15 protein-coding genes and 1 tRNA gene are annotated in these 18,246 nt (G+C 36.0%); 15 read left to right on the top strand and 1 reads right to left on the bottom strand.

From position 1 onward, the window contains the following. Positions 1-75: 75 nt before the first annotated feature. The 11 genes from BM386_RS06865 (at position 76) to BM386_RS06815 (ending at position 13,773) form a co-directional block, all read left to right on the top strand. Positions 76-148 (top strand) — tRNA-Met (locus BM386_RS06865). 185 nt (positions 149-333) lie between these two features. Next, positions 334-1,590 (top strand): tyrosine-type recombinase/integrase, encoded by a 1,257-nt coding sequence (locus tag BM386_RS06860; protein ID WP_170857051.1) that lies wholly within the window; start codon positions 334-336, stop codon positions 1,588-1,590. Positions 1,591-1,592: 2 nt separating this feature from the next. Continuing rightward, entirely contained in the window at positions 1,593-2,282 is a 690-nt protein-coding gene (locus BM386_RS06855) for a hypothetical protein (protein ID WP_091692322.1), read from the top strand. A gap of 36 nt (positions 2,283-2,318) precedes the next feature. Beyond that, entirely contained in the window at positions 2,319-3,377 is a 1,059-nt protein-coding gene (locus tag BM386_RS06850; RefSeq protein WP_091692321.1) for an alpha/beta fold hydrolase, read from the top strand. Between the two features lie 148 nt (positions 3,378-3,525). After that, positions 3,526-3,834: a hypothetical protein gene (locus BM386_RS06845; protein ID WP_091692320.1), complete on the top strand. Its 309-nt coding sequence runs from the start codon at positions 3,526-3,528 to the stop codon at positions 3,832-3,834. Positions 3,835-4,102: 268 nt separating this feature from the next. Next, positions 4,103-5,125: an AAA family ATPase gene (locus BM386_RS06840; RefSeq protein ID WP_170857050.1), complete on the top strand. Its 1,023-nt coding sequence runs from the start codon at positions 4,103-4,105 to the stop codon at positions 5,123-5,125. A gap of 199 nt (positions 5,126-5,324) precedes the next feature. Continuing rightward, complete coding sequence (locus BM386_RS06835; protein WP_091692318.1) at positions 5,325-6,338, top strand: toprim domain-containing protein; 1,014 nt, start codon at positions 5,325-5,327, stop codon at positions 6,336-6,338. Positions 6,339-6,582: 244 nt separating this feature from the next. Further along, complete coding sequence (locus BM386_RS06830; RefSeq protein WP_091692317.1) at positions 6,583-7,581, top strand: hypothetical protein; 999 nt, start codon at positions 6,583-6,585, stop codon at positions 7,579-7,581. 162 nt (positions 7,582-7,743) lie between these two features. Further along, positions 7,744-8,574, top strand: a complete 831-nt coding sequence (locus BM386_RS06825) for a Hachiman antiphage defense system protein HamA (RefSeq protein ID WP_091692316.1) — start codon at positions 7,744-7,746, stop codon at positions 8,572-8,574. After that, on the top strand, positions 8,571-11,927 hold the full coding sequence (locus tag BM386_RS06820) for a DEAD/DEAH box helicase (RefSeq protein WP_091692315.1): 3,357 nt from the start codon (positions 8,571-8,573) through the stop codon (positions 11,925-11,927). The genes BM386_RS06825 and BM386_RS06820 overlap by 4 nt, the downstream gene beginning before the upstream one ends. A gap of 73 nt (positions 11,928-12,000) precedes the next feature. Then, positions 12,001-13,773 carry an ATP-dependent nuclease gene (locus BM386_RS06815; protein ID WP_211482889.1) on the top strand — a complete coding sequence of 591 codons (1,773 nt, stop codon included), beginning with the start codon at positions 12,001-12,003 and terminating at the stop codon, positions 13,771-13,773. A gap of 140 nt (positions 13,774-13,913) precedes the next feature. On the opposite strand, the gene BM386_RS06810 is transcribed toward BM386_RS06815, so the two are convergent. Next, the gene (locus tag BM386_RS06810; protein ID WP_091692314.1) at positions 13,914-14,300 is read right to left on the bottom strand and encodes a helix-turn-helix domain-containing protein; all 387 of its coding nucleotides are present in this window, start codon (positions 14,298-14,300) and stop codon (positions 13,914-13,916) included. Between the two features lie 622 nt (positions 14,301-14,922). On the opposite strand from BM386_RS06810, the gene BM386_RS06805 reads away from it, so the two are divergent. The 4 genes from BM386_RS06805 (at position 14,923) to BM386_RS06790 (ending at position 18,243) form a co-directional block, all read left to right on the top strand. After that, positions 14,923-15,492, top strand: a complete 570-nt coding sequence (locus BM386_RS06805; RefSeq protein WP_091692313.1) for a GNAT family N-acetyltransferase — start codon at positions 14,923-14,925, stop codon at positions 15,490-15,492. Then, positions 15,489-16,409: a helix-turn-helix domain-containing protein gene (locus BM386_RS06800; protein WP_091692312.1), complete on the top strand. Its 921-nt coding sequence runs from the start codon at positions 15,489-15,491 to the stop codon at positions 16,407-16,409. Before BM386_RS06805 ends, BM386_RS06800 begins: the two co-directional genes overlap by 4 nt. Positions 16,410-16,561: 152 nt before the next feature. Then, the gene (locus tag BM386_RS06795; protein WP_091692311.1) at positions 16,562-16,927 is read left to right on the top strand and encodes a plasmid mobilization relaxosome protein MobC; all 366 of its coding nucleotides are present in this window, start codon (positions 16,562-16,564) and stop codon (positions 16,925-16,927) included. Further along, positions 16,924-18,243 (top strand): relaxase/mobilization nuclease domain-containing protein, encoded by a 1,320-nt coding sequence (locus BM386_RS06790; RefSeq protein ID WP_091692310.1) that lies wholly within the window; start codon positions 16,924-16,926, stop codon positions 18,241-18,243. The genes BM386_RS06795 and BM386_RS06790 overlap by 4 nt, the downstream gene beginning before the upstream one ends. The last annotated feature ends 3 nt before the right edge of the window (positions 18,244-18,246 follow it).

The following is an 18,246-nucleotide window of genomic DNA, read 5'->3' as shown; positions in this document are numbered from 1 at the left end:
CTACTTTTGTATCACAATTAGCCACAAGGGCAGATTTAGATAAGAATAATGAAGCTTTAAGCTTTAAAAATATATCGCGGGATGGAGCAGTTGGTAGCTCGTCGGGCTCATAACCCGAAGGTCACAGGTTCGAGTCCTGTTCCCGCTACTTGGTAACTCCGGACAATGTAAAAATTGTTCGGAGTTTTTTGTTTTTCAGGGGTTTAGCATTATTTCGAATCTATTTGATTCTGTTTAATTCGGATGTTTTTGTCCCCCTTTTTGTCCCCTAATTTGTCCCCCTTTTTGTCCCCCTTCCTTTTTTGGATTTTATTTTTGTTGTTATCTTCATGCATGATCGACATTAAAATATCTGCAGTCTTGAATCCGAAGAAGAAGAAATTCTTGGGAGGAGAACCTATTTATTTGTGCATAAATCGAAAAGGAAGACAATACATCAATCTCAAACTTGAGAAAATTCCTAAAAATGCTTGGTCAGGCAAACCAACCAAATGGGTGAATAGCCAATATCAGTATGCAGAGTTTCACAATCGGGCAATTGCACGTGAAATTCATAGGCTTAAAGTGATTGTCCAGGATTTTTTTATGAGAAATGAATTGCTGACTGCGGAAAAGTTGAAGAATATTTATCTGGTAAAATATCAAGGGAAAAAGTTGAAGGGTGTGAATGGTGTTCATGCTCCTGGTGCTAGTGATAAAGTTTCCGAATTCATTGATTATTCGATCAACTTTGGAGCTACTTCCAAAAAGGTAGCTGGAACAAAGAAAGTATATGTAACTCTGAGAAAACTTATTGAATCTTACAAAAAGACCTCTGTCATGGCAGATGTTGACGAAAACTATGTGTTGGAGTTTGTGGATTTCATGAGAAGTGATCAGACAGAAATCAATTCAGATACCACGTTAGCGAAGTATATAGATCGCTTGAAGGTTATCTATCGAGAATACTGTGACCAGTATGCAATCCCGTTTAGAAAGAGAATTTTTGAAGGAATTGATATAGATTCCAATAAAAGACCTGAAAAGATCATCTATGTGAATGACGAGCAGTATAAGAAGCTGTTAGAGTTGAAATTCGACCGAAAAGAAAGAAGGCTTGAAATCACCAGAGATATTTTCATTTTGCTGTGTAATACCGCTCTCTATTACAATGATTTGATAGCAATTAGTAATGAAAAGGGATTTGACCGTAATTTGCTGAAGGAAAATCCGAACCACCTTGTGCTTCAGGGTGAGCGAAAGAAAAATGGTGAGGAATTCTGGATCCCTTTGAATGACACTGCTAAGAAGATCGTCAAAAAGTATTATGTCGAGGATGATGAAATGATTTTCCCAAAGAGTGTTGCAATATCTGAACAGAAGTTCAACCAGCATTTAAAAGTCCTGGCAGAAATGATTGGCTTTACAGATGTGCTTTCCAATAAAGTAGGAAGAAAGACCTTTGGTACCTGGACTGATCGATTGGGAATGGATGATAATGATATTAGGATGATTTTTGGTCACTCGCCGGGATCGGTTTTAAAAAAGTATTATACTGAACGAAGGACGGTTGAATCCTACAACAGAATTCTTTCTTTCATTCAAAGGTGATTATGCAAAAGAAGAGCAAGCTGGCTATCAAACATTATCATGGCAATGAGCTGGAAAAGATAGGCAAATCTGCCACTGGATTTCCGCTGTACGTCATGGTTCGATACAAGAATGTCAAGACCAAATTTGCTTCTAGAATCGGGATGAAATTTGTAAAGGATCATGATGGTGATCTTAGTACTTTAAATCGAGAAGTATCCAGAATCATTGAGGAGGAAGTTAAGTATATTGAGATGCTTCGGGATTACTTTGAGGATTCTTTGGAAGTAGAATTTACGCCGTCTATGATAGTGAATGAAGCCTATGAAAAGGTCACCTTGGAAAGGGTGGTTGACTATTTTGACTCCATCTTTGAGGATAGAGAGATAAAGGAAATCCTTTGGAGTATCAATCAGGATTTAGCTGAGTTGTATGAAGTGGCTGGACCAGTTCGGTTCTTGTCTGCTTTACGTCATCTGGATACGGAGCTTTTTAGTAGGATTATGAATGTTCCTGCCATCAAGGAAGTCTTTGATTATTATTTGGAGTACAAGTCTCTTAATTGGCCTGAAGTAACTAGGTTGCAATTAAGGATGACAGATGAGGAGGGAGAAGGAGTTTCTTCTAAATTAAAAAAATGGCTGAATGAGAAATTTGATGCAGAAATGCGCCATTATATTGAGCTCAAGCCAATCTCGTTTGGATTAGGTTAAATTTATTTAGGTATGAGATTTTACTTCTGAAGAAATATGTGGAAGATAGCTTTTTGCAATCTGATTTTTATAGGTGGATTAGCTTTTCTCTTAAGTCTGGAATGTTTTGCCCAGTCTTCTAGCTCAGACGAAATATTTGATAAGTATAGTCTGGCTAAAAATGAATTCGAAAAGTTTGAGAAGCAACATGGGCATTTTTTAAGAACAAGAAATACCAATATGCATTATTTGACTTGGGGAAATGACGAGGATATGCCTGTCATTTGGATTCATGGAAGTTTTACCAATTCTTATGAAATCAAGGATTTAGCTGATAAGATAACCGCACAAGGATACTATCTTATAGCAATAGACTATTATGGTCATGGATTGACGCCTATTCCACATCATGAAGTTTCTCACTATCATGTGGCTGATGATATTTTGGATTTGATGGACCATTTACAGTTAAAAAATGCGGTCATTGGAGGTTGGTCAAGAGGTGGGTATATCGCTTCAGCTTTTTATGATTCCTATCCAGATAGGGTCAAAGCACTGATTTTGGAAGATGGTGGATCTGTAGCAGCTAACACTTTTTATCAATCCCTTGAAGACGAAGAATTGAATGTTTTAGTCGATAACCTGTTTAAAGATCGCGTAGCTTATAAACGATTGGAGACTGAATTTGAGGTATATAGAGAGTATCAAGATCCTGAAGACAGCGGATTACAGTTTGAATTATTGGCTTGGATTAATCAAGATAAAGATAGCCTTTGGACTATTGGTTCTGGAGTTGAGAAGTTGTTCCACATGGCCTCAAGTGAACAGTTTTTAATGAATATTCGAAAGCCTTCTCAAATTCCATTATTTGCTAGGTCTATGGTTATGATTGAGCCGTTAATTTTATTTAGGAATTTGAAAGTGCCAATGTTGATTTTAGATCCAGTTAGCGAAGATGATTTATTTCCTTTTCAACTTGAAAATGAGCTGTTGAAAAACTTGCATCCAGATTTAATAACCCACAAAATTTACAGAGATACTGAGCATAATATTCACTACGAAAGGCCTGAAGAATTTCTAAAGGATATTTTGGGCTTTTTAAGTGCCATTGAGTGAAGTCAAGATTTAAGACTATGGAATAGAGGGAATGCCTTAATCTCTGATTAAAATTTGTAACAGTAATTCTTTTTGCTAAATAAATCGGACACGAGTGACCGATTTTATATTTTTTGCCTATATTTGAGTAAATCAAACTCAAAACAAGATGAATCAAGACACTTTTATTCCGTTTTCAGCTGTTAGCCAAAAATGGCTTGAAGAAAAGTTTAACAAGCTGGAAGAGAAAATCGCAAACATGAGTTCGGGGGACTCCGACAAGTCCATCAAAAATGAATGGCTTTCGCTTCAAGAATTCATGGAGGCTACAGGTGTGAAATCCCATTACTCCATTTCCAAAATGGAGTCCGTTTCTGAATCTAGGGGAGAGGAATTCCGCTCCATGTTCAGAGGTAAAAGACGCTTTATCCACCAGAGAGAGGTGGAAAGATTTTACGCTGGAGAGTTTGAAAATTAAAAAGGAAAGGACGGCCATCCTTTCCTTTTATTGAAAAAGCCAGTGGGCAGTTCCAAGTTGTCTTTTAACCTTCTGTAATTAAAAGTGTGTACTAAATTGGTAAAACTTTCAATCAAAGTCAACTTAGGCAAGACTGATCTCCCAACTTTTTCATCTCTCTCCATTCAGCACCAATCCTTGGTGATCAACTGATCTAATCAATTTATTCTTAAACAATTAATTGCAGCATTGGGAAATAATGTTGCCTGGAATATTAATGCCAAAAAGTATGACCTTATTAAATCAAGAATCTAATTCTAATGCACCCAGAAATGGTGAATTTTTAACCATCAAATCCGCTAACCAGTGGATCGATGAAGCCAAAAGCAAACCAATCCCCAAAAAGATATTTGGCCCATTTTGGTATGAAGAAGAGCTTTGTATCCTCTTTGCCGATACAAATCAGGGTAAATCTCTGCTAGCTGTTCAAATCATTGATAGTGTGACAAAGGGAATTTCGACGCTAGACCTGGAAATGGAGCTTCCTGAATCCAAGGTGATTTACTTTGACCTTGAATTGACAGCCAAGCAATTTGAAATGCGATATGCTCAACACGATAAGGATAAAGAAATCTTGTTTGACCATTTCGAATTCAGTGAACAATTTTTAAGAGCTGAAATCAATCCTTATGGTTATGATGTATCGGTAGATGATTACGAATCCTTCCTCTTTCGTGAGATTGAAAGCCAAACCACTGAGTCCGGAGCAAAGATCCTGGTGATCGATAATCTGTCCTGTGTCATTTCTGACAACGAGAAAGCAAAAAATACTACTCCATTTCTCATTCGGCTTAATAATCTAAAGAAGATGTATGGATGGTCGATCTTGTTAATTGCCCATACTCCCAAGAGGAATTTATTTGCTCCCATCAGTAGGAATGACATTCAGGGGAGTAAGAGCTTTATCAATCTTATCGATTCCTGCTTCGCAGTAGGGGAGAGTCAAAAAGATCCTTCGATTAAATATCTGAAACAGATTAAAGTCCGGTACGGGGCATTTCAATTTCCTTCAGAGAATGTAGTGGTATGCAAAATCGGTAAAGAGTCTAATTTCAGCTCCTTCAAATTTTTAGAATATGGAAAAGAGTCAGAGCATCTCAAGCACTTCGATGCAGCTGATAAAGCCCTGGTAAAGAATAAAGCTTTTGAACTGAAAAAGAGTGGCTATTCGAATGTGAAAATCGCCCTGGAATTAGGTGTGTCAGAAGGTGCGGTGCGAAAGTGGCTTAAACAGACTGAGTTCGAGGAATAGTCAGATTCGAACGAATCGTACTGTACGAGGGGTACGAGGTGTACGAACCGTACGAATTTTTATACCTCTTACCCTTCTTTTTCTTTTTGATGTATTTCTATCAAATGTCAGCAAAAGAGAAAAATAGCTACTGATTTCAAGTGGCTGTAAATCAACTGTCTTTTTTAATTAGTGAAAACACTTTAACACAAAACCAACCATGAATTATACTGATTTAAAACATGAAGCGAGTCGAATCAAAAGGGACTTCTCTATAATAGATTATTTCCAGGGCTTAGTGAGTGTTGGAGCACTGAAATATGAAGGTATGCAAGGGAAGGAGCATTTCTTTGGGTTTCTCTCACAGCGGACTGGTTCCATCGCAGTGGATCATAGAACCAATGTGTGGTATGACCATGCTGCAGGAAGAGGAGGGGATGTTTTAGAAGCTGTCCAGGTTTTCGAAAATAAAACCTTTGCCCAGTCAGTTGAGCAACTTTCTGATTTTCCAACAGAGAGAACCGTGATACCAACGAATAAGCCAAAGGCCGCACCGAAGATTAAGATTGAAAGTGTAAAGAGGGTTTCTCATCCGGCTTTGGTGAATTATATACGAACCAGGGGGCTAGAGCCTAATGAGATTTCGGATTTCGCTAAGGAAGTACATTGGGGAAATAAAGGGAGGAAGTACTTCGCTGTTGGTTTTCCCAATGAATCTGGTGGATGGGTGCTTAGATCTTCCATTTTCAAAGTGAATATTCTAGGAGGAGGTATTTCTATACAAATCCTTGGAACTCCTAATAGGATAAAAATCTTCGAAGGCTGGTTTGACTTTCTGAGTTATCTGAAGTTGTCTGGAGCAACTGATTTCAAAGCTATTATTTTAAACAGTACTGCCAATTTGAAATTAAGTCTGATCCTGGATGTTTTGGTAGAGTGTGAAGTGGTGGACCTTTACTTGGATGACGATGCCACCGGTGAAAAGTACACGAACTTTTTTATGAAAGCTGCCCAACTGTATCATTATTGTCGAAGGAATTCTATTTCTACTGATTGGGACTTGAAGATGCTAAAAGGTAGCCGAAATAAATTTGAAAAGCTGATATCAACTCTTAAAATCAGCTCAAGAGATGTTGAAGGAATATGGAGATTTCAAACAGAAGTCACCGATCAAAGGTATCGATATAAGGGGTTTGAGGATTTGAATGATTTTTTAAAGGGTAGTATCATATAAAATCAGTGGCATTTAAAGAAGCGAAACATCCAATTTTCCGGGTTTTATACATAAAATTACCCTGTACAGGGTATTTTTTTTGTTTGGATTAATCCTTTTCTTGACGGTGCCATTTATCTAAAATGTCTTTTTAAGGCAGAAATGAGATAAGTATGAATGTCAAATAAATGGGGAATATCACCAATTACTTAAGGATATCTACCCTAATTGGGGAAATACAATCGTTAGGTACAATTAGAATAATATGAAATGGTTTACAGAGCCTTCAGGTAAGTTTGTAATAAAAGTACCAACAGAATGGAGATATGCCAACGTTGGAGCTGGCTATGAAGAAAAATCACCATTTAGTTTTCAGCCATATAATAACCCTGATTGGTCATTTCAAATCAGTTGTTATTCCAAAGAGGAAAAGCCCTTAAACCCGAATGTCGAAATTCAAAAATACAACACATCAGAACTCGATTTTAAGGAGTTCAGAATGGACGATGATGGATTTAATATGCGCATCTGGGGAGCAACCGTAGAAGACCATACATTGATGGCAAAGTATATCTACGATTCTGCCAAGGAATTTGATAAAGAAATTCTCAAAGAACTTGAAAGAGTCAAAAATGCTTTATCAACCATTCAACTTTTAAGTCCAGATAAGAGAAAATTGGCATTTGACCTTGATAAGTATGAAAAATTCATGGCTTCTTTAGCTGCCTCATTCGACATAAAAAATACCGCACTAGAAAACGAATCTATGATTGAATTTTCAATTGTAGTTGCCAACCAGATAGATGCTTATCTGAGACTTTCAATAGTTATGAGAGAACAGTTGGATGATTCTACGGATGAAATGGACATTAAATACTTTTATCAATCTCCAACGGACAGACCAATAATGGAAAGAAAAGTCTATTCGTTGGCAAAGGAGAGGAGAATATTAAATGACGAAATTTTCAAAGAACTCGAGTCTCTATATCTTGAAAGGAACAAAATGGTTCATAGATATATAATCTCTGAATTTAAGACGAACCAACTTTTTGAAATTGCATATAGATACGAATCTGCTTGTGAAAAGGTGAGACTCATTATGAGAGACATTGAAGATGAGCAATTTGAGAAAAGTATTGGGATTTATGGAAATGGTCAGCACCCACTTGCAGAGCCAACGGATGAAGCTTTAAAACTTCTACATGCTCAAGTGAATGACAAGCATCTATTAGAGAAATTTGAAAGAAAAATAAAAAGTGCCTAACAAAACCTAAACAGCATTAAAACGCAGTTTAGCCAAACCTTTGTGTTTCATGCGAAAAAGAGCCCCAACACAAATAGCACCTATGGTTTTTTGCCAAATACAATGTCAGGTCCTGAAAACTAAAAGAGCTATTTTTTAGCAAACGCTAGGTAAAATAATAAAATGACTAAACAGATAGAACTAATAGGAAACCATCCGAAAGAAGACCACCCTTTTGGATCTTGGTTGGATGCAAATGATATACCTGCTACGGCAACCAAATGCCATAGAGAATTAACCGAGAAAAATGAAGAAGAAAATGAAGATTTAATTTTATGGATGGCAAATACATTAGTAAAACATCATTATTCAACATTTCGGTTAGAACAACTCAAGAAAAAATACAAAGAGTTAGGTTTTGAAAAATATGCAGAACAATATAGAAAACTGCCAATAGTAGATAAGGTAAAGAAAGGAAACGCAACAGAAATACTACTAACTGAATATATCCAAAGCACGTTAAATCGTGAACTAATTAAAGTTTTTAAACTAAAGTATAATCCTAATGTGGATCAAGCTATTAAAGGTGATGACACTTTGATGGTTGACTTATTTGAATCTGAAGGTGGCAATGATTTGAAAATTTATCTAGGAGAATCAAAATTTAGAAAAAAACCTTCAAGACAGGTCGTTAATGATGTTTCTGCTTCATTAGAAAAAGAGAAAATGCCTCTTTCATATTCTTTCTTAGTTGAAGAAATTGCTAAGAGTGATGTTGAACTAGCCTTAAAACTTGATGATTTTATTGTACAAGATATAAAAGACAAGGGACAATTAATTTACACAGGACTTTTATTTAGTAATAAGGATACTTCTAGGTTCGTAGAGAGCAATTTAAATAATGATAATCCTGAATTAATTTTTATTTCAATTGGTATTAAAAATCCTGAAAACTTTATAAATCTGGTTTTTGAGAAGGCAAACCAACTAATTGCTAATCCTTCAGCATTATGACGATTGATCAAATTCAAAAAAAATTAGATAGGATTGAAAAAGATTCAACACTTCAAAATTTAATTGCTCAAGCGAACGCAAGATATATCTTATACAACACTTCGGAAAAGGTTGAGAATTTCCCAAAATACACCATTAAAGATGATAAATTAAATCTTTTAGCATTCCACTATTTAAATATTGGTTGTAGATTTATTGAAAAAGAGAATTTAAAAGATGGTCTTTACCCTTTAGAAAAAGGAGCCTCCATATTAGAAAATGTTCACGGTTCACCAGAAGTAAGAACCAAATTAGGTAATTACTATGGGCTTATTTCTGCTCTATCTTATTACGTCTGTTTTCAATATTCCAAAGCATTCATTCTTATTAAGAAGGTTGAAAATGACACTATTATTTCAAAAATAGTTTCTTTATTTCTCGCACGTAATTATCATCAAATCATAGAAATAATTAATAACATGATGGTTGATGAAAATTATTTGGATGAGAATTTATCTCAAAATGAAAATGAATTAGAGTCTAGTAAATACATCTATGAAATAACTATTTCAAAATCCCTAAACAATTTTATCAAATACTTCTATACAGGCGATAAACGTCTTTTGGAATTGGCTAAATCAAACCTTACAACTTTAAAAGAGATAGCTGAAATCAAAAACGAACCAGATGTTTGGTGGATTATTAGGTTATTGATAATAATAACAGATGGTATTTCAGAAGCCTCTTTATGGAACTCACTTGAAAGACATTTTGAGATAAGTTCTGGACTTGCTCGTGATTACATTCAGTCATTAACATACAAAAAGTACGGGGGAATTTATGAGTTATTCATTACTCAACGCAAGTCATTACCAAAAGTACTAAATGAGGAAAACACAGGGTGTGTAGTAAGTATTCCCACAAGTAGTGGAAAGACAAGAATTGCAGAAATTGCCATATTAGACTGTATTACAAAAAACGAAGAAGGCAAAGTCTTATATATTGCTCCTTTTAAGTCATTGGCTTACGAAATTGAAAACTCTTTGGACGAAATATTTCATAATATCGGAGTTTCCGTATCGCATTTATATGGTGGCAGCTTATTCAGCAAACTAGATGAGAAATTAATAGATGAATCTGATGTAATTATAGCAACTCCTGAAAAAGCAAAAGCAATGCTGAGAGGAAATAATGAAATCCTGAATCAAATAAAGCTTGTGGTTATTGATGAAGGTCATTTATTAGGGGCTGATAAAAGACTAATTGTAAATGAGATTTTCTACGAAGAACTAAGATATTTTATTAAACAAAATAATGGACGGTTCTTAATATTATCAGCAGTTTTACCAAATGCTGAAGATTTAGCAGAATGGCTCACCAACTCACACGACAGCGTATTTAGAGAAAATTGGAGACCCTCAGATGAGAGGCTAGGTATTCTTCAGTGGAATGGTAGCTCAGTTGATCTTAATTGGAGAAGTACGGATACAGAGAGAAATTCTTTTAACCCAAGATTTGTAATAAGTGAAGAGCAACCTTTAAAACCAAGGCAGAGAAAAGTAAGGTTTTTTCCTGAAAACAAAAATCAAGCTATAGCAAGCACAGCTTATAAGCTAAGAACCTTCGGGCCTGTCTTAATTTTTGTTGGGTTGAAAGCATCTGTTTTTGTAATGGCAAGAGAATATGACAAATGCCTTTCAGATGAAAGTGAATTTATTTTTAAAAATCATAATGATTGGAAAGCATTTGAATTGGCATGTATTGAGTCTTATGGAGAAGAATCTGAATGGCTGTATTTTGCAAGAAAAGGCATCCTATGTCATAACAGTGATCTTTTGTCTGATGTTAGATTGCCACTTGAGCGACTAATGAGTAGAGAAAAACCTAGAGTTATAATTGCTACATCCACTTTGGGTCAAGGTGTTAATTTGGGCATTTCAACAGTAATATTTTCAACTTTATATCAAGCAGGTGACCTTATTACATCAAGAGATTTTTGGAACATTGCTGGCAGGGCAGGTCGAGCATTTATAGATCACGAAGGCAAAATTTTGGTAACTCTAGATACAGTAGGTAAAACGAATAGAACAATTTCAAAAGAACTAAATTTGATATCTAGTTACTTTGATAAAGCAAAAATTGACAAGGCTCAAAGTGGCTGCTTGGAGTTAATTAAAATTTTGAAATCGGTTGCAACCTCTAATGATATTTCGTTCGAAAATCTAATTGAACTGATAGCAGATAATAGAATATCGGAAATTCATGAAAATACTGAAGCAATAAATAATGCTCTGGATTGGATTGATGATGGATTGCTCTCTTTACACAATATAAACAGTACCGATAATAACTTCGACTGGACTGATGACTATTTTAGAAGTTCATTGGCTTTTATTCAAGCCGAACAAACTGAGGGAATTACTGGTAATGAAGTAATTCAATTTTTAAAAGCCAGAACAAAGGGAATTATTACCAAAGTAGGTGATGACAGGGAAAAATGGAATTCAATAATCAAATCTGGAATACCACTAAATAGCGACCTTCAAATTGAGGATAAATTAGACTTGTTGATATATATTATTCGAGAATATCTATCAAATGAAATAAACATTGACACAAAAATTAAGCTACTAAAAGATATTGAAGACGAAATCAATGAAATCAATGTTTTGTCTAATGAATTGATTGAAAGTACAAATCGAGCTGAAATAAGAGAAAGATGGTTAAAGGCAATTCCTTTGGCAGAAATTGCTTCACTAGACCATGCAACAAGTATTGTTACAAAATATTATTCTTATAGTCTTCCCTGGGTTTTAAATGGTATCTCAAAAAAATTGAAGAACAGAGAGCTTGTTGAAGAGGCAGAAACTATAGAGGAATTATCCATTTTAGCTGAACTTGGTTTACCAAATTTAGTAAGTGTGAAGATTTATCAATCAGGCGTTAGATCAAGATCCTCCGCTTATGAAATTAGTGGGTTGTATGATGAAGAATTATGGGATAAAAGCATCAAATTCTACAAGAATGATTTAATTAAAAATATTGAAGAATATCAACCTTCATTATCCCCAGAAGCTCACCAATGGCTGGTATTATTATCTAAATTCTCTAAGAGAGAAACAACCGTTTTAAAACCAATATCCAATTTTACATTTGGTGACCAGCATAATTATACTAAGAGGCTAGTTGCCAAAATAATTAATGGTAAACAATATTTAATAAGCCTTGACTTTAAAATAATTGAAGATGTTAGCGAATCGGATATCGATTTCTCCTCAGTTAATGATACGATTGGAGTTTATTTTGATTTTGACGAAGAAGATGAGGTATGGAAAATGACTAATCTAAATCCATATTTAACATTTAAGGAATGAGCCAGATACTAAAATCCATACACATTGCCAATTCGCTGAAGGCAGGCGCACAAGCGAAAGATTGTCAAAGAGTATGTCTAAGCCAAAGGATAGAAATGAAAAAATAAAGCACGAAAACACAACAAGGTGTGCATACCCTGCGGGATACGCACCATACACAAACCGCCGGCAACAAATTAAAAAAAACGAACAAATGAAAATATCCAAAATAAAAATTGAAAATTTTAGGTCAATTAAATCGACTGAGTTCAAAACGGATAATTTCAATATTGTCGTTGGCCAAAACAACTGTGGAAAAACTAATTTCTTTGAAGCTGTTGAATTCTTTTTTAATGGAGCAGGTCGTGGCGGACTTTCTAATGATTTAAAGTTTAAGCGGCAGTCTGACCTTGAAATTTTGGTTGAGATAGAATTTTCAGGAGCACAGAATGGAGCGGACAAAATGAGACACGAAGGAAACAAAACCAAAATACTTAATGTCTTGGGAGAATCGGATTTTGTTACAATTTCTCGCAACAGCACAACTCCTAATAAAAGAAAAGTATTTGTTAACGGAGCAGAAGTAAATCCAGGAACCGGGTTTGATGCAGCGCTAAATGATTTTTTACCAAAATTCGAGTATATCAATACCAAACAATATTATGATTCAGTTGCAAAATATGGCAAGACTACACCAATAGGTATAATGCTTTCGGGTGTTTTATCTGCAATTCTGGAATCCAATCAACAATACCAAGATTTTCAAAATAAATTCAAAGAATTATTTGAAGGAGATGATTCAGAAATAAAAACTCAATTTGATTTAATAGGTGGAAAAGTTAAAGTCAATTTAGAAAAGCAATTTCCAGATACCAGTAAAGTGAATTTTGAAGTTACAGCACCAGTTTTTGATGATCTTCTAAAAAACTTCGAAACTACTGTTGACGATGGTATCGAAACATCCGCAGAAGAAAAAGGAGATGGAATGCAAAGAGCTTTAATGCTCGCAATTATTCAAACATTTGCAGAGTTCCGAAAAGAGAGCGAAGATGAAGGAAAGTCATTCCTATTTTTCATTGACGAAGCGGAATTGCACTTGCACCCAACAGCACAAAGAAATTTAAAGAACGTTCTTCACGAGCTTTCTGAATCGACAGACCAAGTTTTTATCAATACCCATTCGTCAGTTTTTGTAGCGGATAATTATCCCAATCAAAAAATATTTAAAGCTGAGAAAAATGAAGGGGCGACAGAAATAGAGCCAACAGACGACCTATCTAAACCATATATAGTATTTGAACTACTCGGGGGTAGTCCTTCAGATTTATTACTTCCAAGGAACTTTTTAATTGTGGAAGGATTAAGTGAGTTTGAATTCTTAACAAGAGTTATACGAAGATTTTATTCAGACAGACCTAAAATTCAAATAATCAAAGCAAACGGTGATATTGACCAAGCTGAAAGAACAATTAATGCTATCGAAAAAGCTTTTACACCGCTAAATACAAGCATTTACAATACCAAGCAGGTTATATTAATTGACACACCTAGTGCTCAAACTCAAGGTGGTGTAACAGACTTTTTACAACGAAACCCTGAATTAAACCGCAACAATCAATTTTTCCAGATTCCACATAGAGATTTAGAACAATATTATCCCAACCAAGTAGATGCTACATACGGTAATTGGAAAAAAACACAAGCTGAACTTGATGCAGTTAATGAAACAGATAAAAAGACTTTTACGGGAAAGAAAAAAAGACAACTCGCTAAACATGTTGGAGATAACATAAGTCAAGCCCAATTTGAAAATGAGATGCCAATCGTCTTTGAAACATTACGGAGAGTATGGGAATTAGCATATTAAAAGAAAAGCCAGTTGCTACCAATGTAACATGACTTTCAGAAAGGGTTGTTCATTTAACCAACTTTGGTTTCGGTGGACAGTTTATTGCTTCTAAAGCCCTACTTTTCTTAACCGAGACGTTATCTTAAATACTGATCCAGTTATCCCTTTCCAAACCTTTCCTCAAGCGTAGCTATCATCTTGAGTTTTGAATCTAGGAGGTCACGGTAAAGCTTGTTTTCAGCGTTGAGTCGGTCGATTTCTAATTTTAGGTTTTCGATCTGTTTTTGGTCATCAGCAAATCTTTCTGGACTCCATTTCTCATTTGGGATGATGGTGTCTATCATTTCTCCTTCACCGCTTTCCAGCCAGGCCAAGTTCACCTGGTGCACCTGCTTCAGCATGATTTTTATTTTGCCGGAGACATTGTTCTTGCCTCTTTCTATATCTGAATATCCAGCCTGTGTCAATCCTATGGATGTCCCAAAATCCACTTGGGTCATACCTAAAAATTTCCGGATGATTTTTAATCGCTGATTTTCAGTCACTAGTAGTCAGTTTTCACTTTTTTTAAAGCTATATAATTTTCAAAAATATCGCAAAACCATATATTTGTATATGTAGATATATTCACACGGAATAGTCAAGTCTGCATCTACAAATTATCCAATTTCTGTGATTTATCATGATCAGAATCCATTTGAAATTGGAGAAAAGAACAGGTTTTCTTCCTTCCCGCCAGTTTTCTAAATGGCATTATTTGACAAATATATGCTTATAAGTGTATTTCAAAACTGTTCTACTGTATTTCTGGGATTTGGTATATGCGTATATACAGATATATATCCAGATATAGGAATATCTAGATATATCATGAAGTAAGAGCAAATCTTCTAGTCTTCAAGGTTAAGAGTTAGAATTTAATTTTAAACTTTTATGGTTTTGCGATACGGTGACAGCTTTTGAACCGTTGAATAGTGAACGGTTTTTTGTAGAAATGAGGGGGTATAGCATCCTTTGCGTGTGCCTTGCAAGTTGTGTATTTGTGACACAAATTCTGACGAATTTTTCTCCCAAACACGCACTTGCCCTTTTAGAGATTCCTAGCAGAATCATCCAAAATGGAGGGATTTCACCTCGCAACTCGGTTAAATTTTAAGAGACTAAAACATGAGAAAATTCTTAGAAGCAGATAGGGCAAAAGTCATTCAAGTGTTAGTGGATTCCTTTGAGGGGAATAAATCTGTTGACTTTGTGGTAGGGAATTCATCAAAAGGAAGAGAAGTCTTAATGGAATATAGCTTGGAGAACTGTCTAAGAAATGGAGAAGTCTTCATATCGGATTCTGGAAAATCCTGTGTACTGATCAAATATTCTACCCAAAAGCAAAAGCCATTGAGCTTATGGCTTTGGGATTTGAAGCTTGCTCTGAAAGGCATAGGAATTCCCAAGATTCCAAAAGTTCTGAAGAGAGAATCAAGCATAGAAACTGCTCAGCCGAAAGAGCCATTTCTATACCTGTGGTTCATTGGTGTCGAGCCGGAAAGCCAGGGAAAAGGAGAGGGGTCTAGCCTTATGAATTCAGTGCTGGACATTGCAAAGCGTAAGAATCTTCCTGTCTGCTTGGAGACTTCCACAGCACGTAATTTCAAATGGTATGAAAGCTTTGGATTCTCAGTATATAGATCATCCAATGAATTTGGATTCCCATTTTATTTCTACAGAAAGGATATGCCATGACAATTTTTGGAACTGAAATGCATCTGGTAACATTTATTTTTGTCGTTTGCGAGTTGCTTTTTTTTGTCTCACAGTTGGTCCTATACCTGCAAAAACCTTCTGAGGAGAATAGAAAGTATTATCTGATACTCTTAGCCCTGTTGATCATTTATAACATCGCAGGAGGGCTGTTTCCGGATCCTGATCTTGCCCTTTCTCTCAAGCTACAGATCAATTTGGCCTATGGTGCTGGTTTTGCAATGGGTGCATATTTCCCATTCTATTTCTACAAGGTTTTTGATTTAGAGGATTTAAGGTGGGATGCAAGAATCGGTATTTGGCTTTTTCTTTTTGCTCCCTTCTTTCTGTTCTTTTGTGTCGGACTTACTTTATTAGATGACCTGCCTACTATCCTTTGGTATGGATTGGCTATTCCTTTGGGCTATGCCATCTATTTGGTCATTAGGATTTTCCTGAGTATTCGAAAAAAATTCAAAGGGTATCAACATTCTTTAGATGCTATTCTGACTTATTCGGCAGCTCTTCCGTGGGTATTGCTACCACTTTTCAGCTATGTGGATGCTAGCCAGTTAGTCGAAGTATTGTGTACCAATGGAGGTTTCATATTCATTACTTTTCTGTTCATCCGAAAGATGATTTATGAAAACAGAAAGGTCTTCGAAAAGCTGGATGATATTGACCTAAAGCAGCACATAGATTCTACCACTTTTTTCTCCCAAAGGTGTTCTGAATTAGGATTGACTAAAAGGGAGTGTGAAGTTGCAGAGCAAGTCTCGCAAGGTCTGACCAGTAAAGAGATCGCTGATGTACTTTGTATCTCTGAAAGAACGGTCAACAAGCACCTTCAGACGATTTACAAAAAATCTGAGAGTAAAAACCGGGTGGAACTGATCAACTCTCTAAACTCCTATTCATAATTCAAATTTTTGGGTGTAAAGCCGCCCTCTAGGCATATATGCGTATATATATTTCTATATACGCATATATGCCTATTTGTCATTTTTGCGCATTTCTAGGTATTTTTTTTCACCGCACAATTCCAATTCTTTACTCCTGCTAACACGCAGCCATGGAAGAGAAAAGAGAGAATCTTTCTTGGGTTTCTGTCAGGTTAAAACCGGAGATCTATACCCAATTAAAAGAGGAAAGTCAGTCACTAAAGATGTCTTTGAGTCAATTGATCAGGATGAAGCTGAGCAGTGAAGAAACCAAAATCATTGACCTCAGTGGGCTTTTGAATTCCATTGAAAAACTGGTCTCTGAACAGGCTCGGGTGAATAATAATATCAACCAATTGGCTAAACATGCAAATACCTATAGGGACAAAATTTCTCCCTCGGTTTTTAAGGATCATACTATGCTAATGTCAAAACATATCGAGCATCGAGATTTTATGAATAAGCTTTTGAAACAAATCTATAAGGTAATCAGATGAGGGCTAAAATTCTTTCAAGTACTAGCAGCTTCAAGGGCGTGACCTACAACACCAACAAAACCCAAAATGAAAAAGGGGAACTGATGAGGTTGCGCAATTTTGGGTATCTCCAGGACACCAAAGAAATAGGTCCTAATGAGGTGAAGAACTTTCTGATTGCTCATTCCAATCGAAATTCCATAGTCAGGGACAAGCAGTTTCATGCGATGATCAGCTGCAAGGAGAGAGAATATACAAAAGAGGAGCTGACTGATATTGCACATGAGTGGGTAGATAAAATGGGGTATGGAAAAAATCCATTTTTGATTGTTTTCCATAAGGATACGGCCAATAACCATGTCCATATAGTGTCCTCAAGAATTGATAAGGAAGGCAGGAAGATCAACGATTCTTTTGAAAGAATAAGAGCACAGGAAGCGATCAATGAGATCATGAGATTGAATCCGAAGCAGGAGGCCAATAAAGCTTCTGATACGCTTCGGGAATTCAGTTTCAGTACTAAGGCTCAGGGAATGTTGCTATTGGAGAATCTTGGATACAAGCTCAAAGAAAAGGATCAACAACTAATTTTGATCAAGTACGGATCAGTCCAGGGACGAATCCCTATTTCTGAGATCAATCAAAATCTCCAATCCTATGAACTGGATAATACTAGAGCTAATCAGCTAAAAGCAATTCTGGATAAGTATTCGAGAATCTACAAAACTGACCCAACCCCACTATTTGAACCGAAATACAGGAGTAAATCAAATAAGCATATCGGGTACCGCTCAGATTTAGGGGATTTCCTCTCGGCCAAGTTTGGAGTTCAATTGATTTTTCATGGAAAGGATGCAAAGACACCTTACGGCTTTTCTCTTATAGACAGCTCCAATAAGAATGTGTTCAAAGGAAGTGAGGTATTTCCAATCAAGCGCTTGCTTGAAGCTGAAGGTAAGCAACAACCTTATCATACGGACAAGTCCAAGACCATTGATTTCATTGGAGGTAAAGTTAAGCTAAGATCAGCATTCAACGACTTTTCAACTATCCGGCAAGGATTAGAACATCATTCATTAAGGTTTGAGCTAAGAGAAGGGTGGACTTACCTGAGGACCTCACAAGGAGCTGTTTCCACCAAGGATATTTTACAGCCAAATCAACAGCAAGCTTTGGAAGATTATTTAGACCTATCCGAAGAGCATTCTTTAGGACAAGACCAGGACGAATTCGACTTGATACCCATACTACATGCAGCCAATGACGAAGATGATGAGGCTATCCATGGAAGGAAAAGAAGGAAAAAACGCAGAGGAGACAATGAAATTACCAGATAAAAA

This window comes from Algoriphagus locisalis, assembly GCF_900116615.1.
GTDB classification, from domain to species: Bacteria; Bacteroidota; Bacteroidia; order Cytophagales; family Cyclobacteriaceae; genus Algoriphagus; species Algoriphagus locisalis.
The sequence above is the reverse complement of the archived record's forward strand: the minus strand, read 5'-3'. Positions and strand labels throughout refer to the sequence as shown.

What these genes read in the sequence shown, in the direction of transcription:
- BM386_RS06800 (WP_091692312.1), top strand. Translation starts at nt 15,489, where the DNA reads ATGACAATTTTTGGAACTGAAATGCATCTGGTAACATTTATTTTTGTC.
- BM386_RS06855 (WP_091692322.1), top strand. Translation starts at nt 1,593, where the DNA reads ATGCAAAAGAAGAGCAAGCTGGCTATCAAACATTATCATGGCAATGAG.
- BM386_RS06825 (WP_091692316.1), top strand. Translation starts at nt 7,744, where the DNA reads ATGACTAAACAGATAGAACTAATAGGAAACCATCCGAAAGAAGACCAC.
- BM386_RS06850 (WP_091692321.1), top strand. Translation starts at nt 2,319, where the DNA reads ATGTGGAAGATAGCTTTTTGCAATCTGATTTTTATAGGTGGATTAGCT.
- BM386_RS06845 (WP_091692320.1), top strand. Translation starts at nt 3,526, where the DNA reads ATGAATCAAGACACTTTTATTCCGTTTTCAGCTGTTAGCCAAAAATGG.
- BM386_RS06860 (WP_170857051.1), top strand. Translation starts at nt 334, where the DNA reads ATGATCGACATTAAAATATCTGCAGTCTTGAATCCGAAGAAGAAGAAA.
- BM386_RS06795 (WP_091692311.1), top strand. Translation starts at nt 16,562, where the DNA reads ATGGAAGAGAAAAGAGAGAATCTTTCTTGGGTTTCTGTCAGGTTAAAA.
- BM386_RS06835 (WP_091692318.1), top strand. Translation starts at nt 5,325, where the DNA reads ATGAATTATACTGATTTAAAACATGAAGCGAGTCGAATCAAAAGGGAC.
- BM386_RS06790 (WP_091692310.1), top strand. Translation starts at nt 16,924, where the DNA reads ATGAGGGCTAAAATTCTTTCAAGTACTAGCAGCTTCAAGGGCGTGACC.
- BM386_RS06820 (WP_091692315.1), top strand. Translation starts at nt 8,571, where the DNA reads ATGACGATTGATCAAATTCAAAAAAAATTAGATAGGATTGAAAAAGAT.
- BM386_RS06830 (WP_091692317.1), top strand. Translation starts at nt 6,583, where the DNA reads ATGAAATGGTTTACAGAGCCTTCAGGTAAGTTTGTAATAAAAGTACCA.
- BM386_RS06815 (WP_211482889.1), top strand. Translation starts at nt 12,001, where the DNA reads ATGTCTAAGCCAAAGGATAGAAATGAAAAAATAAAGCACGAAAACACA.
- BM386_RS06805 (WP_091692313.1), top strand. Translation starts at nt 14,923, where the DNA reads ATGAGAAAATTCTTAGAAGCAGATAGGGCAAAAGTCATTCAAGTGTTA.
- BM386_RS06840 (WP_170857050.1), top strand. Translation starts at nt 4,103, where the DNA reads ATGACCTTATTAAATCAAGAATCTAATTCTAATGCACCCAGAAATGGT.